Origin of the sequence: Streptomyces sp. DH12 (assembly GCF_020873895.1) — a bacterium.
Taxonomy (GTDB): Bacteria; Actinomycetota; Actinomycetes; order Streptomycetales; family Streptomycetaceae; genus Streptomyces.
The window spans coordinates 64,682-87,822 of the sequence record NZ_JAHWGT010000020.1 but is presented as its reverse complement, the minus strand read 5'-3'; the positions used below and the strand labels follow the sequence as shown (position 1 = coordinate 87,822).

The following is a 23,141-nucleotide window of genomic DNA, read 5'->3' as shown; positions in this document are numbered from 1 at the left end:
TGCGCCCCAGGCGGGTCCCGCGCCGCGCCGCACATGCCACCGAGCGCCGACCGGAGAGAAGAGCGAAGAGTTGTCCCCGACACGCGAGACCGCACAGGGCGGCCGCCGACTCGTCATCGTCGAGTCGCCTGCCAAGGCGAAGACGATCAAGAGCTACCTCGGCCCCGGCTACGTAGTCGAGGCGAGCGTCGGGCACATCCGCGACCTCCCCAACGGCGCCGCCGAGGTGCCGGAGAAGTACACCGGCGAGGTGCGCCGCCTCGGCGTGGACGTCGAACACGACTTCCAGCCGATCTACGTCGTCAATGCCGACAAAAAAGCCCAGGTCAGGAAGTTGAAGGAGCAGCTCGCCGAGTCGGACGAGCTCTACCTGGCCACCGATGAGGACCGCGAGGGCGAGGCCATCGCGTGGCACCTCCTGGAGGTCCTCAAGCCCAAGGTCCCCGTCCACCGGATGGTCTTCCACGAGATCACCAAGGATGCGATCCAGCAGGCCGTCGCCAACCCGCGCGAGCTGAACAAGCGCATGGTCGACGCCCAGGAGACCCGGCGGATCCTGGACCGGCTCTACGGCTACGAGGTCTCGCCGGTCCTGTGGAAGAAGGTCATGCCCCGGCTGTCCGCCGGCCGCGTGCAGTCCGTCGCCACCCGGCTCGTCGTCGAGCGGGAGCGCGAGCGCATCGCCTTCCGCTCCGCCGAGTACTGGGACCTCACCGGCACCTTCGGCACCGGCCGCCCCGGCGACGCCTCCGACCCCTCGACGCTCACCGCGCGCCTGGCCTCGGTCGACGGACGCCGCGTCGCCCAGGGCCGTGACTTCGGTCCCGACGGCCGGCTCAAGAGCGACCAGGTGCTGCACCTGGACGAGGCGAACGCCCGCGCCCTGGCGGCCGGGCTCGCCGACGCCGCGTTCGGCGTCCGCTCGGTCGAGTCCAAGCCGTACCGCCGCTCCCCGTACGCGCCGTTCCGCACCACGACCCTCCAGCAGGAGGCGAGCCGCAAGCTCGGCTTCGGCGCGAAGGCGACGATGCAGGTCGCGCAGAAGCTGTACGAGAACGGCTTCATCACCTACATGCGCACGGACTCCACCACCCTGTCCGAGACGGCCGTCTCCGCGGCCCGCGCCCAGGTCACGCAGTTGTACGGCGCCGACTACCTGCCGTCCGCGCCCCGCACGTACGCGGGCAAGGTGAAGAACGCGCAGGAGGCCCACGAGGCGATCCGCCCCTCGGGCGACCGCTTCCGCACGCCCGCCGAGACGGGGCTGACCGGCGACCAGTTCCGGCTGTACGAACTGATCTGGAAGCGGACCGTCGCCTCCCAGATGAAGGACGCCGTCGGCAACTCCGTCACCGTCCGGATCGGCGGCAGGTCCTCCGACGGCCGTGACGTCGAGTTCAGCGCCTCCGGCAAGACGATCACCTTCCACGGCTTCATGAAGGCGTACGTCGAGGGCGCCGACGACCCGAACGCCGAGCTGGACGACCGCGAGCGCCGCCTCCCGCAGGTGGCCGAGGGCGACGCCCTGACCGCCGAGGAGATCACGGCCGACGGCCACGCCACCAAGCCGCCCGCCCGCTACACCGAGGCGTCGCTGGTCAAGGAGCTGGAGGAGCGCGAGATCGGCCGCCCGTCGACGTACGCGTCGATCCTCGGCACGATCCTGGAGCGCGGCTACGTCTTCAAGAAGGGCACCGCGCTCGTCCCGTCCTTCCTCTCCTTCGCCGTCGTCAACCTGCTGGAGAAGCACTTCGGCCGGCTTGTCGACTACGACTTCACCGCGAGGATGGAGGACGACCTCGACCGGATCGCCCGCGGCGAGGCGCAGGCCGTGCCGTGGCTGAAGCGCTTCTACTTCGGCGAGACGGTGCCCGGGGGCGGCTTCGCCCAGGGCGGCGCCGCCGCCGACGCGGGCAACGGCGACGGTGACCACCTCGGCGGCCTGAAGGAGCTGGTCACGGACCTCGGCGCCATCGACGCCCGGGAGATCTCCTCCTTCCCGGTCGGCGACGGCATCGTGCTGCGCGTCGGCCGCTACGGCCCGTACATCGAGCGCGGGACGAAGGACGAGGAGGGCCACCAGCGGGCCGACGTCCCCACCGACCTCGCCCCCGACGAACTGACCGTGGAGTACGCGGAGGAGCTGCTGGCGAAGCCGAGCGGCGAGTTCGAGCTGGGCAACGACCCGGCGACCGGACACATGATCGTCGCGAAGGACGGCCGCTACGGCCCGTACGTCACGGAGATCCTCCCCGAGGGCACTCCGAAGACCGGCAAGAACGCGGTCAAGCCGCGCACGGCCTCCCTCTTCAAGTCGATGGCGCTCGACACGGTCACCCTCGACGACGCGCTCAAGCTCATGTCGCTGCCGCGCGTCGTCGGCACGGACGCCGAGGGTGTGGAGATCACCGCGCAGAACGGCCGCTACGGCCCGTACCTCAAGAAGGGCACGGACTCGCGGTCCCTGGAGAGCGAGGACCAGCTCTTCACCATCACCCTCGACGAGGCCCTCGCGATCTACGCCCAGCCCAAGGCGCGCGGCCGCGCGGCGGCCAAGCCGCCGCTGAAGGAGCTGGGCAGCGACCCGGTGAGCGAGCGCCCCGTCGTGGTCAAGGACGGCCGCTTCGGCCCGTACGTCACGGACGGCGAGACGAACGCGACGCTGCGCAGCGGCGACAGCGTGGAGACGATCACGCCGGAGCGCGGCTTCGAACTGCTCGCCGAGAAGCGTGCCAAGGCGCCGGCGAAGAAGACCGCCAAGAAGACGGCGGCCAAGAAGACGACCGTGAAGAAGACCGCGGCGAAGAAGACGACCACGGCCAAGACGGCGGCGAAGAAGACCACCGCCAAGAAGGCGACCGCCACCACGACGACCGCGGCCGGGACGGCCACGGCGAAGAAGGCGGCGGCGAAGAAGACGACGGCGGGGAGGCCGTCCGCGCCGGACGCCTAGCCGACCCGGACGCCCCTCCGCACCGGACGCCCAGCCGTGCCCGACGCTCAGCCGTGCCGGACGCTCAGCCGTGCCGGACGCTCAGCCGTGCCGGACGCTCAGCCGTGCCGGACGCTCAGCCGTGCCGGACGCTCAGCCGTGCCGGACGCTCAGCCGTGCCGGACGACGCCCAGCCGTGCCGGACGCCCAGCCGTGCCGGTCGCGCGTCCGGGGCCGGACGCGCGGCCGCGTCGGGCCGTCCGTCGCACGCCGAGCCGCAGCCACGTCCGACGGCTCACCGCCCGGCTCACCGCGCCCGTCGCGCGGGCGTCCCGGCCTCCCCCGTGCCCACCCCGCCCGGTCCACCGCCTCACGGCGAACCGGGCGGGGTGGGCACGCCGCTGCACCCGGCTGTACCCCGGCCTCCGGGGCCCGGTCGTGTGTTCGGGCGGGGAAGACTGAGTGTCGGCCTGGGCGGATAGGCTGAGGGGATGACGCGAGCCGAGCAGCCAACGGTCCTGAGCCCCACCTCAGACGCCGAAGCCACCGACGCCGCACTCGCCGCGGACTCCCGCGAGCGAGCCGTCCGCGCACTGCTGCGCAACCAGCCACTGCGCAGGTTGTGGAGCGCGTCACTGCTCGGCGGTACGGCGGACGCGCTCGCCCTGCTCGTCCTGATCCTGCTCGGTGTGCGGGCGGCCGTCACGGCGGAGACGTTCGGCGGCGGCGTACGCGGCGCGGCCTTCGCGGTCACCGCCGTCCTCGCCGCCCGCGCCGTGTCGACGCTGCTCCTCGGGGCCGTCCTGCTCGGCCCCATGAGCGGACTGGTCGCCGCGGGCGGCCCCCTCGACCGACGCTGGACCATGGTCGCCGCCGACGGCGTACGGCTCGCGCTGCTCGTCGTGGCCCCCCTCTGGATCATCTGGACCCCCGCGCACGCCGTCACGCTCCTCCTGGTCACCGCGTTCCTCGCGGGCGCCGCCGAGCGGTTCTGGACGATCGCCAAGGACAGCGCCGCGCCCACCCTGCTGCCCGCCCCGCCCCTGGAGGGCGCCGCCGTCCGGCCGCTCCCCGACCACCTGGCCTCCCTGCGCAGGCTGTCGCTGCGCACCGCCTTCGCCACCATCCCGGCAGCGGCGGCCGTCCTGCTCCTCGTGGCGCTCGTGGGGAAGCTGCTCGCCCTCGGCGTCGACTGGTTCTCCGAGCACCAGGCGGCCCTCGGGGCGTACACGGCGGCCGGCCTGTTCGCCGCCTCCCTGGCGATCCTCTGCTCCCTCCAGCTGTCCGACGGCCAGTCGCCGCGCCCCCGCTCCCCGCTGGAGGGCCTGCGCCGCCCGACCGCCGGCCCCGGCACCGGCAGCGGCACCGGCACCGGCCCGGAGAAGGAGTCCGGCCCGCGTCCCGGGAAGGGCTCCGGCAAGCGCCCGGAGGCGAAGGGCTCCGGTCCGCGCCCCGAGAAGGGCCGCACCGGCGCCATACCGCTGCTCGTCCTGGCCTGCGCCGCGGTCGCCGCGGCGATCGCCGCCGCGTCGGCCGTCGCCGTCCTGCACGCGGCCGAGCTGAGCGGCGGCCCCGTCGCGTACGCCCTGCTGGTCCTGGCCCTGACCGGCGGTACCGGCCTGGGCATCCGCGGCGCCCGCGCGGTACTGCCCGCCCTGTCCCGCCGCCGGCTCCTCGCCCTCGCGACCGCGGTCACCGGTGTCGCCCTCCTCGCCATGGGCCTCGTGCCCGACACGGCGACCGTCTTCTTCCTCGCGCTCACCGCCGGCTTCTCCGCCGGTGTCGCCGCGAACACCGGCCACACCCTGATCGACCAGGAGACCGAGGAGCCGCGGCGCCCCCGCGTCACCGAGCACCTCCAGGCCGTCGTCCGCGTCGCCATCGCGCTCGGCGCGCTCGCCGCTCCGCTGTTCGCCGCCGCCTTCGGCCCGCACCGGCCGGCCGACGGGGACGCCGTCTTCTCGCACGGCGGCGCCGCCTTCGCCCTCATGCTGGTGGGCGCGCTGCTGCTGCCCGTCGCCGCGCTCGCCCTCGCCAAGACCGACGACCGCTCCGGCGTACCGCTCCGCCGGGACCTGCGCGACGCGCTGCGCGGCGCCGACCCGGCGCAGGCCCCGGCCGCGACCGGCTTCTTCATCGCCGTCGAGGGCGGTGACGGCGCCGGCAAGTCGACGCAGGTCACGGCCCTCGCCGAGTGGATCAGGGCGAAGGGCCACGAAGTGGTCGTCACCCGCGAGCCGGGCGCCACGCCCATCGGCAAGCGGCTGCGCTCGATCCTCCTCGACGTGTCGTCCGCCGGATTGTCGAACCGCGCGGAGGCCCTGCTGTACGCCGCCGACCGCGCCGAGCACGTCGACTCGCTGGTCCGCCCGGCCCTGGAGCGCGGCGCTGTCGTCATCTCCGACCGGTACATCGACTCGTCCGTCGCGTACCAGGGCGCCGGGCGGGACCTGTCGCCGACGGAGGTCGCCCGCATCTCCCGCTGGGCCACCGGCGGCCTCGTGCCGCATCTGACGGTCCTGCTGGACGTGGCGCCGGCCACCGCCCGCGAGCGGTTCACGGAGGCCCCGGACCGGCTGGAGTCCGAGCCCGCCGAGTTCCACGCGCGGGTACGGTCCGGGTTCCTCGCCCTCGCCGCCGCCGACCCCGCCCGGTACCTCGTGGTGGACGCCGGGCAGGAGCCCGAGGCCGTCACCACCGTCATCCGCCACCGGCTCGACCGGGTGCTGCCCCTGTCCGAGGCCGAGGTGAGGGCCCGGGAGGAGGCCCGCCGAGCCGCCGAGGAGGAGGCCCGCCGCCGGGCCGAGGAGGAGGCGCGGCGCAAGGCCGAGGAGGAGCGCCTGGAGCGCGAGCGCCAGGAGCAGCTCGCCCGGCTGCGTGCCGAGGAGGAGGAGCGCAAGCGCCGCGAGCAGGAGGAGGCCCGCCGCCGCGAGGCCGAGCGGCAGGCCGAGGAGGCCCGCCGGCGCGCGGCCGAGGCACGGCGGCTCGCCGAGGAGGAGCGCCGCCGGCGTGAGGCGGAGGAGAAGGCCCGGCTCGAGGAGCAGGAGCGCCTGCGCCTGCAGGCCGAGGAGGAGGCGCGGCTGCGCGCCGAGGCCGAGGAGCGCCGGCGGGAGAAGCAGCGGAAGGCCGAGGAGGCGCTGCTGCGCGCCGAGGAGGCCCGCCGCCAGGCGGCGGAGGAAGCCGCGACGGCGGCCGCCGCGGCCGCGGCGGCGGCAGCCGCCCGGTCCGCGGCGCCGCCGCGGGAGGTGTCGCCGCACGACGTGACGGTGCCAACGCCGGTCGTCCGGCCCGACGAGATCACCCAGACCGTGCCCACGCCCCGCATCGACCTGCGCAGGGACGACGAGCCGGACGCCGGTACCGCCGCCGCGTCGGCGGCCGGCCCGGCCGGCCCCGCCCCGGCCGCCTCGGGACGGGCCGCGGGGCAGGCGGCCGCCGGGGCCGAGGAGCGGACGCAGCGCATCGACATGCGCAAGGACGACCCCGCCCCGCCCCGGCCGGAGGAGGAGACCCAGCGCATCGACATGCGCAAGGACGACGAGCCCGCCGGCCCGCCCGCCGACCTCGCGGAGACGGCCGTCCTGCCGCCCGTACGCGACGAGCGCCCGGACGACCGGGTCCCGCCGGGCTTCTTCCGCGACGAGGCCCGCCCCGGCGCCACCGTCGAGCCCACCGGGGCGAACGACCGCACGCGGGAACTGCCGCAGGTCGACGCCGACGGCAGGCCGGCACGCAGCCGGCCCGACTGGGCCGAGGAGACCCCGCTCGACGACCTGCCCTCCCTCGCCGACGAACTGCTCGGCCGCCCGGACGAGGACGACGACGGCGGCCGGTCCGGCGGGCGGCGCGGCGGAGGTCGCCGCCGCTGAGGCGGGAGCTGTCACACCCCTCCGCCACAATGGAGGCGCGAGGAGCGGACGCCCGACGGCGGACGCCGGAAGCCACAGGACCGACGGCGGACGCCGGAACCCGCGACTCCACCCGCGGGACCGGCGCCGGACGCCGGCACTCGCGACCCACCCGCGGGACCGGCGGCGACGCCGGGACCGAACGACCCCAGGAAGGCGGTGCCCCGTGCCCGTATGGGACGACCTCGTTGGCCAGGACCGCGTGCAGGCGCAGCTCGCCGCCGCCGCGCGGGACGCCGACGCCCTGGTCACCGCCGACGCGCGGGGCGTCGCGCCGCTCGACACGACCAAGTCGAAGATGACGCACGCCTGGCTGTTCACCGGCCCGCCCGGCGCCGGCCGCGACACCGCCGCCCGGGCCTTCGCCGCCGCCCTCCAGTGCGTCAGCCCCGACCGGTCGCTCGGCGGCGAGCCGGGCTGCGGGTTCTGCGACGGCTGCCACACGGCGCTCGTCGGGACGCACGCCGACGTCGAGGTCGTCCGCACGGACCTGCTGTCCATCGGCGTCAAGGAGACGCGTGAGCTGGTGCGCCGCGCCCAGCTCTCCCCGGCGGTCGGCCGCTGGCAGGTCATCGTCCTGGAGGACGCCGACCGCCTCACCGAAGGCGCCGGGAACGTCCTGCTGAAGGCCGTCGAGGAGCCCGCGCCCCGGACGGTCTGGCTGCTGTGCGCGCCGTCCCTGGAGGACGTCCTGCCCACCATCCGCTCCCGCTGCCGCCACCTCACGCTGCGCACGCCGCCGGTCGACGCCGTCGCCGAGGTGCTCGTCCGGCGCGACGGCGTCGACCCCGCCGCCGCCGCGTTCGCCGCCCGCGCCACGCAGGGCCACATCGACCGCGCCCGCCGCCTCGCCACCGACGAGCGGGCCCGCGCCCGCCGCACCGCCGTCCTCACCGTGCCCCTGCGCGTCCACGACGTCGGCGGCTGCCTGAAAGCCGCGCAGGAGCTGGTCGACGCCGCGGGCGACGACGCCAAGGAGCTGGCGGAGGAGACCGACGTCAAGGAGACCGAGGAGATGAAGACGGCGCTCGGCGGCGGCCAGGGCAGCCGCATGCCGCGCGGCACCGCCGGAGCGATGAAGGAGCTGGAGGACCGCCAGAAGCGCCGGCGGACCCGGACCCAGCGCGACACCCTCGACCTCGCCCTCAGCGACCTCACCGGCTTCTACCGGGACGTCCTCGCGCTCCAGCTCGGCACCACCACCGCGCTGGCCAACGAGGACGTGCGCGACGCCCTCGACCGCATCGCCCGCGGCAGCACCCCCGAGGCCACGCTGCGCCGCATGGAGGCCGTCCTCGCCTGCCGCGAGGCCCTCGACCGCAACGTCGCGCCGCTCCTCGCGGTGGAGGCGATGACGATGGCGCTGCGCGCCGGTTAGCCCGTCCGGGTGGCGCCGCCGGCGGCACCCGTGTGACCGAACGTCACACTGCGGCTACGCTCCGGTGGATGGATCCCCGCCGACTGCTCCGTACACCCGCGCCGGCCGCCGCCCTCGCCCTGCTCCTCACGGCGGGCTGCGCCGCCGCCCCGACGGCCGAGCCGGTGTCGCACGCCGAGCCCACGGCCCTGTCCGCCTCCGCCACCGCCGCGCTGCGCCCCTACTACGCCCAGCGGCCCGCCTGGCGCGACTGCGGGGTCCCCGGCTTCCAGTGCGCCACGCTGAAGGCGCCCCTGGACTACGCGCGCCCCGGCGACGGCCAGGTGAAACTGGCGGTGGCCCGCGCCAAGGCCACCGGCCCCGGCGAGCGGATCGGCTCCCTGCTGGTCAACCCGGGCGGACCCGGCGGCTCCGCCGTCGACTACCTCCAGGCGTACGCCGGCGTCGGCTATCCGGCCCCCGTCCGCGCCCGCTACGACATCGTCGCCGTCGACCCGCGCGGCGTCGCCCGCAGCGCGCCGGTCCGCTGCCTCGACGGGCCCGCCATGGACGCCTACACCCAGGTCGACCAGACCCCCGACGACCAGCGCGAGACCGACGGGCTGGCCGCCGCGTACAGGAAGTTCGCCGCGGCCTGCGCCGAACGCTCCGCCCGCGTCCTGCCGCACGTCTCCACCGTCGAGGCGGCCCGCGACATGGACATCGTCCGGGCCGCGCTCGGCGACGCGAAGCTGAACTACGTGGGCGCCTCGTACGGCACGTTCCTCGGCGCCACGTACGCGGAACTGTTCCCCGACCGCACCGGCCGCCTCGTCCTGGACGGCGCCATGGACCCCTCCCGCACGGCCCGCGAGGTGAACCTCGACCAGACGGCCGGCTTCGACACGGCGTTCCGCTCCTTCGCCGCCGACTGCGTCAAGCAGGCGGACTGCCCCCTCGGCAACGCGTCCGTGCGGGACGCCACGGCCCGCATGAGGACGTTCCTCACCGCGCTGGACCGCGAGCCCGTACCCACCGGCGAAGCGCGCCGCCCCCTCGGCGAGGCCCTCGCCACGATCGGCGTGATCACCGCCATGTACGACGAGGCCGCCTGGCCCCAGCTCCGCGGGGCGCTCACCCGCGCGATGGACGGCGAGGGCGCCGGCCTGCTCGCCCTCGCCGACAGCTACTACGAGCGCGAGGCCGGCGGCGACTACTCCAACCTCATGGCCGCCAACGCCGCGGTCAACTGCCTCGACCTGCCGCCCGCCTTCACCACCCCCGCCGCCGTGGCCGCCGCCGTACCGTCCTTCGAGAAGGCGTCGCCCGTCTTCGGACGCGGACTGGCGTGGGCGTCGCTGGGCTGCGCGTACTGGCCGGTCAAGGCCACCGGCACCCCGCACCGCATCACCGCCGACGGCGCCGCCCCGATCCTCGTCGTCGGCACCACCCGCGACCCGGCCACCCCCTATGCCTGGGCGCGGTCCCTCGCCGCGCAACTCTCCTCCGGCACCCTCCTCACGTACGACGGCGACGGCCACACGGCGTACGGACGGGGCAGCGACTGCGTGGACACGGCGATCAACACCTACCTCCTCCAGGGCACGCCCCCGCCCCCGGGCAAACGCTGCCGCTAGACCGCCGGCCCCCGGGAACAGGCGTGCACGAGCACCCTCTCCACCTGTGTAGACTTGTGCTCGCTGCTGCACCTCCCAGGGGGTGAGCGCGGTGTGCCGCCTTAGCTCAGTTGGCCAGAGCAACGCACTCGTAATGCGTAGGTCTCGGGTTCGAATCCCGAAGGCGGCTCAGTGAAAACCCCAGGTCGGATCTTCTCCGGCCTGGGGTTTTCGGTTGCTCGGGGTGGGGCGTGCCCCAACGGCACGGACCCCGTGGCCGGGCTCGTGTGGACGATGCGCGATCGGAACCGGGCAGAACCCCCGCCGCGGCGTCCGGCGCCCGGTCTTCCAGGACTGACGGCTCGGCGGCCGGCCTCCGCGCCGTCGGCCTGGTCGTCGACGCGAGGTTCGCCGCAGAGGGCATGGACGGTCAGGTGGGGACGTGGTCCTCCGGGGTGGTGCGGGCGAGGGCGGCGAGGGTGGTGAGGGCCCGCGCCAGGGTGTCCGGCGGGGGCGAGGCCAGGCCCAGGCGGACCGCGTCCGGGGTGCGGCGCGGGTCGGTGGTGAAGGCGGACGCCGGGGTGACGGCGATGCCGCGGCGGGCCGCCGCGGCCACGAAGAGGTCGGCGCGCCACGCCGGCGGCAGCTCCCACCAGCAGAAGCACGACCGGGGGTCGGTGCGCAGGGCGAAGCCGGCGAGGTGGCGGCGGGCGAGGTCCTGGCGGCGTGCGACCTCCGCGCGTTTGGCGTGGAGGAGGGCGTCCAGGCGGCCGTCCGACTGCCAGCGGGTCGCCGCCTCCAGGGCGAAGCCGGACGGCGTCCAGCCGCCGGAGCGGACGGCCGCCTCCACGGCGGGTGCCAGCGCGTCGGGCACCACGGCGAACCCGGCGGTCAGGCCGGGCGCGAGCCGCTTGGACAGGCTGTCCACGAGGACCGTCCGCTCCGGCGCCAAGGCGGCGAGCGGGGCGGCGTCCTGGTCCAGGAACGCCCAGATTGCGTCCTCGATCGCGGTGAGGTCCAGGTCCCGGAGGGTCGCGGCGAGGGCGACGCGGCGTGCGGGCGGCATGGTGAGGGAGAGGGGGTTGTGCAGGATGGGCTGGACGTAGACCGCGTGCAGCCGCGCGGCGCGGTGGGCGGCGACGATCGCGTCGGGCCGTACCCCGTCCCCGTCCATGGCCAGCGGCACGACGGTGACGCCGAGGCGCCCGGCGATCGACTTCAGCACCGGGTACGTGTACTCCTCCGCGCCCAGCCGTCCCCCGGGCGGTACCAGCGCGGCGACGGCGGCCGAGATGGCCTGCCGGCCGTTGCCGGTGAAGAGCACCTGATCGGGGCGCGGCCGCCAGTCGGCCCGGGCGAGCAGCGCCGCCGCGGCCGTCCGCGCCCGGGGCGTGCCGGCCGGGCCGACCGGCCGCAGCGCCGCCTCCAGCGCGTCGGCGCGCAGCAGCCCGCCCAGGCCCTCGGCGAGCAGCGCGGCCTGCTCCGGTACGACGGGGTGGTTGAGCTCCAGGTTCACCCGCTGCCCCGGCGGGTCGTCGCTCAACGCCGGCGCTGCGGACGGCCCTTCGGTGGCACGGACGAACGTGCCGCGGCCCACCTCGCCGACCGTCAGGCCGCGCCGGGCCAGTTCGCGGTAGACCCGGGCGGCCGTGGAGCCGGCGATGCCGCGGTCCCGGGCGAAGCGCCGCTGCGGCGGCAGCCGGTCCCCGGGCCGCAGGCGTCCGGCCGCGATCTCCCCGGCCACCGCGTCCGCCACCCGCTGGTAGTCGCTCAACTCCCGCTCCTGCCATGCTGTTTGGATTGCACCGAGAGCAATGTTCTTATTGCACCGAGCAAGGTGGCGTCAATATGCTCGGACTCCGGTAAGGGGCGGACGAGTGGACGACACGGGAGGACCGAGCCGATGGTGGAGGGCAGCGCCCTGGCAGGGGTCTTCGTGATCGCGCTCGGCATGGTGCTGACGCCCGGGCCCAACATGGTCTATCTCGTCTCGCGCTCGCTCACCCAGGGCCGCCGCGCCGGGGTCGTCTCGCTGGGCGGTGTCGCCGTCGGCTTCCTCGTCTACCTGGTCGCCACCAACCTCGGCCTGTCGGTGCTGTTCACCGCCGTACCGCAGCTGTACCTGGCCGTGAAGCTCGCCGGCGCCGCCTATCTGGGCTGGCTCGCCTGGTGCGCGCTCAGGCCGGGCGGCGTGTCGGTGTTCACCCCGCGGGACGTGCCCCCGGACCCGCCCCGCCGGCTCTTCGCGATGGGGCTGATGACGAGCCTGCTCAACCCGAAGATCGCCATCATGTACCTGTCGTTGATCCCGCAGTTCGTCGACGTCGAGGAGGGGCACGTCCTCGCCCAGGGGCTCGTCCTCGGCTCGGTCCAGGTCGTCGTGAGCATCGGTGTCAACCTCGCGATCGTGACGGCCGCGGGCGCCGTCGCCGTCTTCCTCGCACGCCACCCGGCGTGGCTGCGCGCCCAGCGCTACGCCATGGGCGCCGTGCTCGGCGGGCTCGCCGTCACCATGGCCGCCGACACCACCGCCCCCCGCGCCGCCGCCCGCTGACCCGGCCACCCCGCCAAGACGACCGGCCACCAGCCCCCGCCGCCCGCCGACCCGGCCGCCCCGCGCCCCGCACTCGCCCGGAGGAGTGCCGGGAAACGCCCCGGGAGGCACCGCCCGGCCTGCGAGACTCCGGGCATGGCGACGGTGTACGCCCTCTTCGTGGGCATCGACGACTACCCGGCCGGCCGGTGGCCCCCGCTGTCCGGCTGCCTCAACGACATCGAGGCCGGCCGCCGCTGGCTGGAGGAACGGCTCGGTTCTCCGCCCCGGGTACGGACCCTGACGGACCGTGAGGCGACGGTCTCGGCCGTGACCGCGGCCGTCAGCGGGCACCTGGGGCAGGCGGGCCCCGGCGACACGGCCCTCCTGTGGTTCTCCGGCCACGGCACCGAGTACGCGGCGCTCAGCCCTTGGGAGCGCCGCGTCGAGGCGACCGGCCGGTGCCAGGCACTGGTCTGCGCGGACGGCCCGCTCCCCGACAAGGAGCTCGGCGCGCTGCTCGACGCCGTGGCCGCGCGGGGCGCGCACGTCGCCGCCGTCCTCGACTGCTGCTACTCCGGAGGCGCCACGCGCGACCCCGACGGCGAGCCGGACGCCGTCGCGCGGTACGCGCCGCCGCTGCCCGAGTGGACGCGGCTGCCCGCCCCCGTCCCCGCGCACCCCGCCGCCCGGGATTCGGCCGGTCCCGACGCGGCGCCCCGGCACGTCCTGCTGGCCGGCAGCAGGCTGGACCAGCTCGCGTACGAAAGGGACTTCGGCGGGCGCCGCCACGGCGTCTTCACCCGCGCCCTGCTGGGCGCCCTGCGGGCGGCGCCGCCCGGAGCGACGTACCGGCAGGTCCTGGCCGGCGCCAACGCGCGCGTGCAGCGGGACGAGCGGCGCCAGCACCCCGTCCTCGCCCCCGCCGAACCCGGCGGCCCGGCGGACGGGCCGGTGCTGGGCGGACTGGTCCGTCCGCCCGCCCCCCACCTGCTGCGGTACGGCACGGACGGCTGGGAGGTGGACTGCGGTGGCGCGCACGGCCTGCGTGAGGGCGCCGACACCGCACGGGCCACCGCGTTCACCGTGACGGGCGGCGCCCCCACCCCCGGTACCGGCACCGCCCCCGGCACCGTCCCCCGGCCCGGTACCGGGGGCGGGCCCGTGGTCCGGGCGCGGCAGGTGCAGGCCCTCCGTACGCTCGTGGCCCCCGACGGCTGGCACCCGGATCCCACCCGCGCCTACCCCGTCGCGCCCTCCTCCCTGGCCCTGCCCCCGCTCGCCGTACGGCTGGAGGGCTCCGACGCGGCACTGGTCGCCGCCGCGCTGGCCACCGCCGGTCCGGACGGCGGGCCGTCCCCGCTGCTCCACGCCGGTGACGCGGCCCGCCCCGACGGGCTGCGCCGCGTCGTCGCCGGCGGAGGAGTGGCGCGGGTCCTGCGCCGCGACGGCACGCCCGTGGTGGCGGCCCTGCCCCTGACCGGCCCGGCCGACGCCCGGCGCGTCGCCCGCTGCCTCGTCCACCTGGCCCGCTGGCACCAGCTGCACGCCCTGGACAACCCGGCCTCACCCCTCGCCGGCCTCGTCCGCGTCGAGGTCAGCCCGTGGACGCCCGGCCGGTCCGCGCCCGCTCTCACCCCCGACGCGGCCGGCGACCTGGTGCTCCACTACCGGGGCCGCCCGGGTGCCTGGCACCGCCCCGAGGTCGTCATCCGCCTCCACAACCACGGGCCCCGCCCCCTGTGGGCGGTGCTCGTCGACCTGACCGACAGCCACGCCGCCCACACCGGCCTCTACGAGGGGCACTTCATCGGCGCCCACGGCACGGCCCACGTCTTCGACGGCGACCCGGTGGAGCTGTCCCTCCCGCCGACCCGCGCCGAGCGGCCGGGCGCCGAGGTCCGCGACTGGTTCAAGCTGGTCGTCGCCGAGGGGGAGATCAACACCGCGCCCTTCCACCTGCCTGCCTGGGATCCCTACGCCGACACCCGTGACGCGCCCACCGCACCAGCCGCCGACGGGGAGCTCCACCTCACCGGGACCGGCGGACCCGGCGGAACCGGCGGACCCGGCGGTACCGGGGTCACGCGTGACACGGGGCCGTCCCGGCGTACGGCGCCCGGCCAGTGGTGGGCGACGACCGTCTCGGTACGGACGGTGGTGCCGGGGCCCGCCGGCAGGGACGGCGGCCGGGGCGTCTGAGGCCCGTCACCGGTCGCCGGGCCGGCCGGGGGCGCGTCAACGGGACCGGCCGTCAACGGGACCGGCCGTCAACGGGGCCCGCCGTCAGCGGGGCCCGCCGACCCGGGCCTGGTACGGCGCGAGCAGGCCGTTCAGCCACTCCTCGCCGTCCCGTCCGGCGAGGTCCACGGCGGGCGTGCCGGTCTCCTCGACCACCCCCGGCGGGCAGCGGTCGCCGAAGAGGACCGCGACCCGGTCGGCGGGCTCCCGCTTCGACGGCCACACGAAGCCCCGCGCCCACGGGTCGGTGTGGCGCCGGATCCAGTGCCCCCACGCCCGCGTGAAGGCGTACTCGTGCGCCTCCGCCTGCACCAGCCAGGAGTCCTGCGCGACCGCCGCCAGGTCACGCCCGGACATCAGCGACACGACGTCCACGTCCACCGCGAGCCGCAGGAACGCCAGCCGCCGGCCGCGCACCGCGGCGCGCGGCACGACGCGCGGGCCCGGGCCGGTGTGCGGCACCGACCGCAGGAACGACTCGCAGACCGCGGCGGCGGCCGTGGCTCCGGCGTACAGGAAGCGGTACGGGTCGTCCGGCGTCGCGTCGAACCGGCCGCCGCCCCACAGCCGGTCGGCGGGGACGGGGTTGAAGGCGGTGGCGGCCCACTCGGCCCGGTGCACCCGGAACAGCGGCGTGCCCGCGGGCAGCGTCGCCTTCACGGGGGTACCGGGCGGCGCGGCGGGCGGCGGGGCGTGGGGCACGGCCGTCACCCCCCGTCCACGAGGGCCCGGGCGGCGCCCAGCAGCGCGCCGTCCCGGCCGGTGCCGAGCAGCGCGGCGGGCGGCGCGGCGAGCCAGGCGTTGCCGGAGAGCCACCAGTCGGCGACGGCCCACGGGTCGCCGTCGGCGTCGAGCAGGCGGTTGACCTCCGGCACCACGGGCCAGGGCAGCGCGCCCCCGGCGAACTGGAAGCACGGCAGCCGTACCGCGCCCCCCGCCCCGCGCAACCGGACCAGCCCGGGTGCGGAGGGGTCGCCGCCCCGCTCCCGCACGGCGTCCTCCGACAGCGCGGGCACCGCCAGCAGCCGGTCCCGCACCGGCCCGAGCACGGGGCCGACCATCCGGGTGCCGTCGAGCACCAGCGCGGCGAGGTCCACGGCACGGAAACCGGCGTACGCGGCGGAGTACGGCGCCCCCGCCCCCGCACCCGGCACCGCCGGGCCGCCCTCCGCGGGGAAGCCGCCCGACACCACCGGACCGCCTCCCCCGGGGGCCCCGTCCGGTACCGGCGGCCCGTCCGGCACCGCCGGGGCGACGAACCGCGCTCCCGCCCCCTCCGGCAGCGCGGCGGCCAGCACCCGCACCGCGTCACGGGCCGCGTCCCACGGGCGGGGCCCCTCGCGCAGGCCCCGCAGCGCGTCACCCAGCCGCGCCCGCGCGACGGCGTCGAGCCGCGGCTCCACGTCGTCCCACTCGGCGGCCGCCCGCGCCAGCACCTCGTACGGATCGCCGACCCGACCCCCCTCACCGCTCACCCCCGCCGCCTCCCCTGGCCCGCCCGGCACGGCACCGCTCACACCCCGCCGCCCCTCCCGGTCCGCCCGGCACGGCACCGCCCGCACCGACACCGCCCTCCACCACGCGCGCCAGCACGTCGGCGTCGGTGTCGTCCAGCACCACCAGGTGCACCTCCCAGGGGGCGCCCCGGGCCAGTTCCGCCTCGACGGCCGCCCAGAGGGCGGTGGCGCTGGTCACGGCGGCCAAGCCGCCCCGGCCCGCCCCGAGCAGGGGCAGGCACAGCGACCGCAGCGGCGGGTCGAAGCGGGCCGACTCCTCCCGGAGCAGCGCGAACACCCGGGTCACCGCGCGGGTCACGTCGGCGGGCAGGACGTCGTAGTCGTTGGTGCCCGCCCTCGGCACGGCCACCGCCGCGTGGTAGATCCGGCGCACGCCCTGCGCGGCGAGCGCGCCCGCCTCCGTGGCGGCGACGGTCGCCGGCTGGACCGGCCGGCCGGCGGCGCCGTGCCGGGCGGCCCAGGCCCGCAGCCCGTCGTGGACCAGGTCCTCGACGAGTTCCCCGGTCGGGCCGCGCACCGCCCCGGCGCGCCGCAGCGACGCGGGGACGGACGACTTGTACGGCTCGGGCAGCGCGAGCCAGACGTTGGCCGGCGACACGACGACGTCGACGTCGTTGAGTAGGTCCACGGGGTGGACGTGCAGGGTGACCCGGTGCCCTCCGGCCGTCAGAACGCGGTGCGCGGGCCCGTAGCGGGCGGCCGGCCCACCGGCGGGGGCCCTTTCGGTGCCCGGAGCGGCGACCCGCTCGGCGGCCAGGCCCGCGATCTGCTCCGCCACCTGACCCAGTGCCAGGGGCTCGTGGTGCTTGCGGAACCGTTCGACGCTCACGCCGTACACCTCGGCGGCCCTGCGCCGCCGGTCGGCGGCGGGCCAGTCGCGGGTGCCCTGGGCGAGGCCGAGGGAGTAGGCGGCGGCTTCGCGCAGGGTCACCGCGTCCAGCCGGTTCACCGCGGCGCGGAGCAGGCGTTCCACCGGGTGGCGTCCGGGGCCGCGGCCGAAGGCGCCGGCCGCGCGGGAGAGCGCGGGCAGGTCGAGTGCGCGGAGGCGGACCAGGCCCGCGCGCCGTACGGCCCGCACCTCCCCGAGGAGCGAGGCGTGGTCGGGCAGGGGGCCGGTCGGCATGGACGGAAGCATCCCAACAGGCGGAGCGGTCCCACAACCCGCTTCCCGAACCCCGCCCCACCCGGGGCCGTCAGCCGGTCCAGAAGTCCCACCAGCGGGTCAGCACCAGCATCCCCACGGCGCCGAGGTGCAGCACCGGGGGGACCCACGGGAACTCGCCGAGGAGGCGCCGTACCGCGCGCGGGGCGGGCAGGTGGCCGCGGCCGACGTTGTACGCGGTGACGGCCCAGAACATCACGGCCGTCGCGACCCAGGCCAGGCAGCACCACAGGCACAGGGCGTTGATCACGTACAGGGACTGCTGCGCGAGCCACGCGCAGAAGCCGACGCCGAACAGCGTCCCGGCCTGGAGGCCGAGCCAGAACCAGCGCCGGTGGCGGGCCCCGGCCAGCAGGCCCGCGCCGATCGCGACGACCATGCCGTACGCGACGAGGCCCAGCATCGGGTTGGGGAAGCCGAAGACGGCGGCCTGCGCGCTCTTCATGACGCTGCCGCAGGAGACGACGGGGTTCAGGCTGCACCCGGGCGTGTAGGTCGGGTCCTCCAGCAGCCGGAACTTGTCCAGGGTGATGACCCAGGCCGCGAGCACCCCCGCCGCGCCGGTCACCACCAGCAGCCAGGCGAACGCCCGGCCGGCCCCCGTCGCCCGGTCCGCGTCACCCGTCCCGGCGCCCGGACCGCTCGCCGGACCGGGGCCGGCTCCGCGCCGCGAGGCGCTCCCGGGCGCCCGGCCGCCGGGCCCGGCTGAGCCGCCGGGGGCGCCCGGGGCGTGGTCCGGGGCGGGGGAGGGGGCGGGGACGGACCCCGTGTTCGTGTCGCGCGTGGTCGCCACGGTACTCACCGGTCCTCTCGGTGTCGGGGGCCTCTCGGAGTCAGGTACGCACGCGCAGGACGGGGGCGAGGCAGTGGGCGGCGCCCTCCAGGAGGCCGTCGCCGGTGACGAAGGCCCGCAGCCGCTCCTCCGACACCTCCACGCCGGGCACCGCCTCCGGCCACGGGCGCACCGCGAAGATCAGGTACACCTGGCCCTTGGCGTGCGCGGCCCGCTGCCACTCCGGCGGGACGGGGCACTGCACCTTCATGAACGGCAGCGTGAGCACGGCCTGTTCGGCCTCCACCAGCAGCGTGATGGCGATCCGGCTGTCCCGGCCGAGGTCCACGAGGCGCTCGCCGATCGACAGGCCCAGCTGCTTCAGCTGTGCCCGCATCGCCTCCTCGCCGGCCTCCGGTCCGTCCCGCCCGTCGCCGAGCGAGTACACCATGAGCATCGGCTCGCCCGGGTCGTCGGCGGTCGGCTCGCTGCACCAGGGGATGACGGTGAGCGTCCCCAGGGGGGAGCGCTGCCTGTCCGGGGTCACGGCGGTCACGGCGGGGGAAGAGGTCATGGCGCCGGATACTAGTGGGGCGAATGAGTCCACTCCCGGCTGAATCCACCCGTTCGGCCGATACCCGTTCGGCTCGATTCACCTTGACGTGTCGGGGATTCGGGCCCTCATTCGCAACGGTTCGCGGATCGCGTCGTTGACCCCCGGGGAGGGAGTCCACCGCCCGCACGAGCCCTACGGGAGATCGCTCATGATCGCCAAGAGCCCGCAGCCGCCCCTCACCGCCCGCCTCGGGCTCCGGGGCGCCCCACGTCGCGGACCACTGCGGCAGGGGCCACCGCGCCGGGGCCCACTGCGCCGGGGCGTCCTTCGCGCGCTGTTCACCGCGGCCGTCGCGTCGTTCACCGGTGGCGCGCTCGCGCACGTCGCCACCACCCCGCGCGCCGGCGGGCCGCCGGCCGGCGGTGCCGGGGGGCGCCCCCTGCCGGGGCCGGCCGCCGGCCTGGGTGCGGGGGCGCAGAGCGCCTTCGACGAGACGTACCGGGGCCGCCGCATCCAGGGCAGGCCCGTCGCGGCGGCCGTGCCGGAGTTCGAGGTGCTCGTCGACGGACGGCCGCTGCACCTGATGCGCTGCGCGGACGGGGGCTACCTCACCCTGGTGAACCACTACGAGGCGTACGACACGCCGCTCGCCGCGACCCGCGCCGCCGTCGACGAGCTGGGCGGCGCGCGGCTGGCCCGGGCCGTCGGGCACGGCGCGGCGCTGCGCGGGGAGGGGGGCGGCCATGGCGTACACGCGTAAGGACCAGCGCGACCTGAGCGCGGCCGAGCGGCGCCGGTTCGTCGCCGCGGTGCTGGAGCTGAAGCGCGCCGGCCGGTACGACGACTTCGTCCGCACGCACATCGCCTACTACGGCGCGGACGGCGAGAGCGGGCTGCGGACCGCGCACATGGCGCCGTCGTTCCTGCCGTGGCACCGCCAGTACCTGCTGGACTTCGAGCGGGCCCTGCGGGAGGTCGACCCGACCGTGACCGTGCCGTACTGGGACTGGACCCGCGACCGCAGCCCGGTGGGCCAGCCGTGGGGCGAGGACTTCCTCGGCGGCAACGGGCGGCGCGGCGACCTGCGCGTGACGACCGGCCCCTTCGCGTACGCCTCGGGCAACTGGCCGATCAACGTCGGCGTCACCGAGGACCGGTTCCTCACCCGCGACTTCGGCCACCCCAAGGACCCCGTGGAGCTGCCCACGCGGGAGGAGCTGGCGTGGGCGACGCGGGAGACCGTGTACGACGCCGAGCCCTGGGACTCCACCAGCCCCGGCGGCTTCCGCAACCGGCTGGAGGGGTGGGTGCCCGGCCGCGGCAGCGCCCGGCTGCGCAACCACAACCGCGTGCACCGGTGGGTGGGGGGCCTCATGCTGGGCGCGGCCTCGGTCAACGACCCGGTGTTCTGGCTCCACCACGCCTTCGTGGACGCCGTCTGGTCGCGCTGGCAGCGCGGCAACCCCGGCGTCCGCTACCTGCCCGCCACCCCGCCGCCGCGCGGTTCGGCGCAGCACGGGCGGGTCGTGGCGCGGGACGAGCCGATGCCCCCGTGGGACGTGACACCGGCTCAGCTCGCCGACCACAGCCGCCTGTACCGGTACGCCTGAGCCGACGCCGCCGATGCGCCTTCGGCGCCCGTACCGGTACGTCCGAGCCCCCGTACCGGTACGCCTGAGGGGCGCGGACACGGAAGTGGCCCCCGGCGATGTGCCGGGGGCCACTTCCGTGCCGGGGGAGCGGCACGGGGAGCAGGAGGGGGCAGGCGTCAGTCGCCGTAACCGTTCTCGCCGTTGCCGTTGTCGTGGTGGCCGCCGCCGTGGTGGCCACCGCCCTTGCCGTCCTCGTCCTTCTCCTTGTGGTCCTTGCCGCCGTTGACGCAGACGTTGCCGAACGCCGGGTTCAGGAGGCCGATGATGTCGATGGTGTTGCCGCACAGGTTGACCGGGATGTGGATCGGCACCTGGATGATGTTGCCCGAGATGACACCGGGCGAGTTGACGGCGGCGGCGTCGGCCCCGGCGTCGGCGACGGCCATGCCGGCCCCGCTCAGGGCGACAGCGCCCGTGCCGGCGATGACGACGGCAGCCTTCGCGATGCGAGACATTCAGGAACTCCTTGTGGGTGGGAACACGACCGCGGACCAGCGGTCGTCACCCCGCTTCAACGCGATTTCTCACGTGGGGTAACGGGTTCGTCGCTGTGTGTACCGCAAGGGCCCAACGGGTGCTGCCCATCGGACCGGGCCGGACGCACGGAGGCCCGCGGGCCCCGGGACGACGACGCTGGGTGCGTCGGCGGCCGGCGGGGCACCGCGGGCCGGTGACCATGCGACAAGCCGTCGGGTGTAACGAGCGACGGCCGGGCGGGTGGCGGGAAGAACGCTTTCTTCACTCCGTCGCCCGGCAGGTGGCTCAGTCCTCCTGCGCGGCCAGTCCGAGGTCGGTCTCCAGGACGCCGGAGAGGGTGGGCGAGAGGACGCCGGCCCGCGGCAGCTGGACGCCGGGCAGTCCCAGCGCCTCCCCCCGCGGCAGGGAGAGCGGCTCGCCGAGGGTGGCGCCGGGCGTGAAGGTCTCCACGTCGGAGCGCGGCGAGGTCAGCAGCGCCGTGCCGAGCGGACGACCGCCGAGGAGGCTCGGCAGTGGCGCCTCGACGCGGGTCTCGGGGAACTCGCTGTCGATCGGCGTGCGCGGCACCAGCAGGAGCTCCGGGAGGCCGCTCTCGCCGACGTGGCCCAGGCCCTCCGGCGTGCCGGGCATGAGCAGCGGCACCCCGGTGCTGACGGTGGGCGGGGCGACGGGGAGGACGCTGCCCAGGGGCTGCAGCGGGACATCCACCGGCGCCTCCGCGGCGGCCGCGGGGGCGGCCATCGCCGCGGCGGCAGCCGTGGCGAGGCACGTGGCGAGGATCCCCGTACCGACCTGAGACTTCACGTTCATCTTCTGCGTACGCCTTCCCGGACGTGTGAACTGGAATTCGTTTCTGCCTGGTTGTAACGAGCACCGCCGCGGAACGGCGCGGAATTCGCCTGCTTGCAGTAATGCCCGGAACACGGGAACGGGGGGCCGGGCGGGGACCGCGTCGTCCCCGTCAGGCCCCCCGTCCCCCGTGTGCTACTTGCCGAGCGGCAGACCGCCCAGCAGCGGTGCGGCCTTGTCGGCGGCGTCCAGGCCGCCGGCGGTGTCGGCGACCTTGCCGACGACCTTGTTGTCGGCCACCTTGTCGACACCGCCGGAGGGAACCGCCTCGGCCAGACCCCGCTTGCCCAGCGTGTCGACCGCCCCGTTGAGGCTGGAGGGCGTGAGGGTGTCGGCGGCGAAGGCGGGGGCGGCCATGCCCATCGCCATCACGGAGCCGGCGACGACCGCGGCAACCTTCGTGGGCTTCATCGGGAGAGTCCTTCCTGGAAAGGCATCGTGCGTGGCAACTCGCGCCCCCGAGCCGGTACTTGACCGGACGGGTTCGGCGCTCTCTGCCCTCTGTAACGATCCCCCGGCGCGGCGGAAACTCCGTAGGCGGTTATTTCTCGCCACTGCACCCGAACGAAGTGCGGCAGTCGGATACTCCGACCAGTGTGAAAGGACGCCAAGTGAGACGGAGGGCCGGGTCCCGCACCGCCTCGGCGGTGGGGGCCCGGCCCGGTGGTGCGCCACGCCCGTGCGCGGACCCGCCCAGGGGGTGTCTCGCCGATCATGCCGGTCTCCCGACGCCCGGTGCCGCGCCTCGCCGCGTCGTCGTCGGTCGCCGATGCCCCGCATCGGCCCCCTCCTCCGCCTCGCGATCCACGACACCGGACGCCGCTCGCCGATCCGGCCTGATCGACAAGACACCCCCTAGGCGGTCGGGGACTGGGGGAGCGTGGTCGGCGCCTGCGGGGCGAAGTCGTCGGTGTCCGGGAACCAGTCGCTGGAGACGCCCGTGACGGGGATCTCCGGCCGCGGGATCTCGGGGACGGTGATCTCCGGTACGACGCTGCCCGGCAGCGTGGTGCCCGTGGCCGGCGCCTGCGTCCCGGGCGTGGTGGTGCCGGGTGCCTGCGGGACCTGCGTGCTCGGCACGTCGGCGGGGAGGTCGGGCATCGTGACGCCGGTGAGGCCGCCGACGCTGCCGAGGACGGTGTCGATGAACTTCTGTACGGACTCGGGCAGGTTCTCGGGCATGCCGGTCGTCGCCTGGTCCTTGGTCAGGGAGGCGATCAGCTCGTCCACCGCCGCCTGCACGGCGGTGGTGGCGTCGTCCGTGGTGTCGGCGGCGGGCGCGGCCGGGCGGGTCTGCGGGGCGTCGGCGAGGGCGGGGCCCGCGGTGCCGAGGGCGAGCGCGGCGCAGACGGCGGCGACCGCGACGCTGCGGGATGTCAGGAGGCGCATGCGCGAGTTCTTCCTTCCGGGAGGACGGCGGACTGGTGTCCTCACCGTGCGCCGCCCACCGGGCGGCCGCAAACGCGTACGACACGGAGGGTGACTGCGCCCGTCGGGTGACCGCACCCGCTGTGACGTGCGGGGACGCACCGCGGCGCCGGTCGTGGCGGCCGGTGCCGGTACGCCGCC

18 protein-coding genes and 1 tRNA gene are annotated in these 23,141 nt (G+C 76.1%); 9 read left to right on the top strand and 10 right to left on the bottom strand.

From position 1 onward, the window contains the following. The first annotated feature begins 70 nt into the window (after positions 1-70). The 5 genes from topA (at position 71) to LPA54_RS19780 (ending at position 10,003) form a co-directional block, all read left to right on the top strand. Entirely contained in the window at positions 71-2,953 is a 2,883-nt protein-coding gene (gene topA, locus LPA54_RS19800) for a type I DNA topoisomerase (protein ID WP_228979637.1), read from the top strand. 470 nt (positions 2,954-3,423) lie between these two features. Continuing rightward, positions 3,424-6,801 (top strand): dTMP kinase, encoded by a 3,378-nt coding sequence (tmk, locus tag LPA54_RS19795; protein WP_228979636.1) that lies wholly within the window; start codon positions 3,424-3,426, stop codon positions 6,799-6,801. A 205-nt stretch (positions 6,802-7,006) separates the two neighbouring features. Beyond that, complete coding sequence (locus LPA54_RS19790) at positions 7,007-8,218, top strand: DNA polymerase III subunit delta' (RefSeq protein WP_228979634.1); 1,212 nt, start codon at positions 7,007-7,009, stop codon at positions 8,216-8,218. Between the two features lie 68 nt (positions 8,219-8,286). Further along, a complete protein-coding gene (locus LPA54_RS19785; RefSeq protein ID WP_228979631.1) occupies positions 8,287-9,834 on the top strand; it encodes an alpha/beta hydrolase in 1,548 nt (515 codons plus the stop codon). A 95-nt stretch (positions 9,835-9,929) separates the two neighbouring features. Continuing rightward, positions 9,930-10,003: transfer RNA gene (locus tag LPA54_RS19780), tRNA-Thr, on the top strand. A 240-nt stretch (positions 10,004-10,243) separates the two neighbouring features. Here LPA54_RS19780 and LPA54_RS19775 read toward each other — a convergent pair. After that, positions 10,244-11,587, bottom strand: coding sequence for a PLP-dependent aminotransferase family protein (locus LPA54_RS19775; RefSeq protein WP_228979624.1), 1,344 nt, complete (start codon positions 11,585-11,587; stop codon positions 10,244-10,246). A 129-nt stretch (positions 11,588-11,716) separates the two neighbouring features. Between LPA54_RS19775 and LPA54_RS19770 the strand changes: the two genes are divergently transcribed. Together LPA54_RS19770 and LPA54_RS42360 are read left to right on the top strand one after the other, a co-directional pair. After that, positions 11,717-12,367 carry a LysE family translocator gene (locus LPA54_RS19770; protein ID WP_228979622.1) on the top strand — a complete coding sequence of 217 codons (651 nt, stop codon included), beginning with the start codon at positions 11,717-11,719 and terminating at the stop codon, positions 12,365-12,367. 135 nt (positions 12,368-12,502) lie between these two features. Further along, a complete protein-coding gene (locus LPA54_RS42360) occupies positions 12,503-14,548 on the top strand; it encodes a caspase family protein (protein WP_267487358.1) in 2,046 nt (681 codons plus the stop codon). Between the two features lie 84 nt (positions 14,549-14,632). Here LPA54_RS42360 and LPA54_RS19755 read toward each other — a convergent pair whose 3' ends face one another. The 5 genes from LPA54_RS19755 to LPA54_RS19735 all read right to left on the bottom strand — a co-directional run bounded on the left by LPA54_RS19755 (position 14,633) and on the right by LPA54_RS19735 (position 18,612). Then, positions 14,633-15,289 (bottom strand): RES family NAD+ phosphorylase, encoded by a 657-nt coding sequence (locus LPA54_RS19755; protein ID WP_228979621.1) that lies wholly within the window; start codon positions 15,287-15,289, stop codon positions 14,633-14,635. Between the two features lie 5 nt (positions 15,290-15,294). Beyond that, positions 15,295-16,062: a hypothetical protein gene (locus tag LPA54_RS19750; RefSeq protein ID WP_228979620.1), complete on the bottom strand. Its 768-nt coding sequence runs from the start codon at positions 16,060-16,062 to the stop codon at positions 15,295-15,297. Beyond that, on the bottom strand, positions 16,052-17,227 hold the full coding sequence (locus LPA54_RS19745) for a hypothetical protein (RefSeq protein ID WP_228979618.1): 1,176 nt from the start codon (positions 17,225-17,227) through the stop codon (positions 16,052-16,054). Before LPA54_RS19745 ends, LPA54_RS19750 begins: the two co-directional genes overlap by 11 nt. Before the next feature lie 70 nt (positions 17,228-17,297). Next, complete coding sequence (locus tag LPA54_RS19740) at positions 17,298-18,059, bottom strand: vitamin K epoxide reductase family protein (RefSeq protein WP_228979616.1); 762 nt, start codon at positions 18,057-18,059, stop codon at positions 17,298-17,300. 40 nt (positions 18,060-18,099) lie between these two features. Continuing rightward, the gene (locus LPA54_RS19735) at positions 18,100-18,612 is read right to left on the bottom strand and encodes a DUF5949 family protein (RefSeq protein WP_228979613.1); all 513 of its coding nucleotides are present in this window, start codon (positions 18,610-18,612) and stop codon (positions 18,100-18,102) included. 190 nt (positions 18,613-18,802) lie between these two features. Between LPA54_RS19735 and LPA54_RS19730 the strand changes: the two genes are divergently transcribed. Further along, on the top strand, positions 18,803-19,354 hold the full coding sequence (locus LPA54_RS19730) for a tyrosinase cofactor (RefSeq protein WP_228979612.1): 552 nt from the start codon (positions 18,803-18,805) through the stop codon (positions 19,352-19,354). Further along, positions 19,338-20,204 (top strand): tyrosinase family protein, encoded by an 867-nt coding sequence (locus LPA54_RS19725; protein WP_228979609.1) that lies wholly within the window; start codon positions 19,338-19,340, stop codon positions 20,202-20,204. Before LPA54_RS19730 ends, LPA54_RS19725 begins: the two co-directional genes overlap by 17 nt. Before the next feature lie 158 nt (positions 20,205-20,362). On the opposite strand, the gene LPA54_RS19720 is transcribed toward LPA54_RS19725, so the two are convergent. The 4 genes from LPA54_RS19720 to LPA54_RS19705 form a co-directional block, all read right to left on the bottom strand. Further along, positions 20,363-20,701 (bottom strand): chaplin, encoded by a 339-nt coding sequence (locus LPA54_RS19720; RefSeq protein WP_228979607.1) that lies wholly within the window; start codon positions 20,699-20,701, stop codon positions 20,363-20,365. A 307-nt stretch (positions 20,702-21,008) separates the two neighbouring features. After that, on the bottom strand, positions 21,009-21,533 hold the full coding sequence (locus LPA54_RS19715; RefSeq protein WP_228979606.1) for a hypothetical protein: 525 nt from the start codon (positions 21,531-21,533) through the stop codon (positions 21,009-21,011). Between the two features lie 174 nt (positions 21,534-21,707). Next, entirely contained in the window at positions 21,708-21,983 is a 276-nt protein-coding gene (locus LPA54_RS19710) for a hypothetical protein (protein ID WP_228979603.1), read from the bottom strand. Positions 21,984-22,427: 444 nt separating this feature from the next. After that, positions 22,428-22,961, bottom strand: coding sequence for a hypothetical protein (locus LPA54_RS19705; RefSeq protein WP_228979601.1), 534 nt, complete (start codon positions 22,959-22,961; stop codon positions 22,428-22,430). Between the last annotated feature and the right edge of the window lie 180 nt (positions 22,962-23,141).

What these genes read in the sequence shown, in the direction of transcription:
- tmk (WP_228979636.1), top strand. Translation starts at nt 3,424, where the DNA reads ATGACGCGAGCCGAGCAGCCAACGGTCCTGAGCCCCACCTCAGACGCC.
- LPA54_RS19785 (WP_228979631.1), top strand. Translation starts at nt 8,287, where the DNA reads ATGGATCCCCGCCGACTGCTCCGTACACCCGCGCCGGCCGCCGCCCTC.
- LPA54_RS19770 (WP_228979622.1), top strand. Translation starts at nt 11,717, where the DNA reads ATGGTGGAGGGCAGCGCCCTGGCAGGGGTCTTCGTGATCGCGCTCGGC.
- LPA54_RS42360 (WP_267487358.1), top strand. Translation starts at nt 12,503, where the DNA reads ATGGCGACGGTGTACGCCCTCTTCGTGGGCATCGACGACTACCCGGCC.
- LPA54_RS19745 (WP_228979618.1), bottom strand. Translation starts at nt 17,227, where the DNA reads ATGCCGACCGGCCCCCTGCCCGACCACGCCTCGCTCCTCGGGGAGGTG.
- LPA54_RS19735 (WP_228979613.1), bottom strand. Translation starts at nt 18,612, where the DNA reads ATGACCTCTTCCCCCGCCGTGACCGCCGTGACCCCGGACAGGCAGCGC.
- LPA54_RS19730 (WP_228979612.1), top strand. Translation starts at nt 18,803, where the DNA reads ATGATCGCCAAGAGCCCGCAGCCGCCCCTCACCGCCCGCCTCGGGCTC.
- LPA54_RS19725 (WP_228979609.1), top strand. Translation starts at nt 19,338, where the DNA reads ATGGCGTACACGCGTAAGGACCAGCGCGACCTGAGCGCGGCCGAGCGG.
- LPA54_RS19720 (WP_228979607.1), bottom strand. Translation starts at nt 20,701, where the DNA reads ATGTCTCGCATCGCGAAGGCTGCCGTCGTCATCGCCGGCACGGGCGCT.
- LPA54_RS19715 (WP_228979606.1), bottom strand. Translation starts at nt 21,533, where the DNA reads ATGAACGTGAAGTCTCAGGTCGGTACGGGGATCCTCGCCACGTGCCTC.
- LPA54_RS19710 (WP_228979603.1), bottom strand. Translation starts at nt 21,983, where the DNA reads ATGAAGCCCACGAAGGTTGCCGCGGTCGTCGCCGGCTCCGTGATGGCG.
- LPA54_RS19705 (WP_228979601.1), bottom strand. Translation starts at nt 22,961, where the DNA reads ATGCGCCTCCTGACATCCCGCAGCGTCGCGGTCGCCGCCGTCTGCGCC.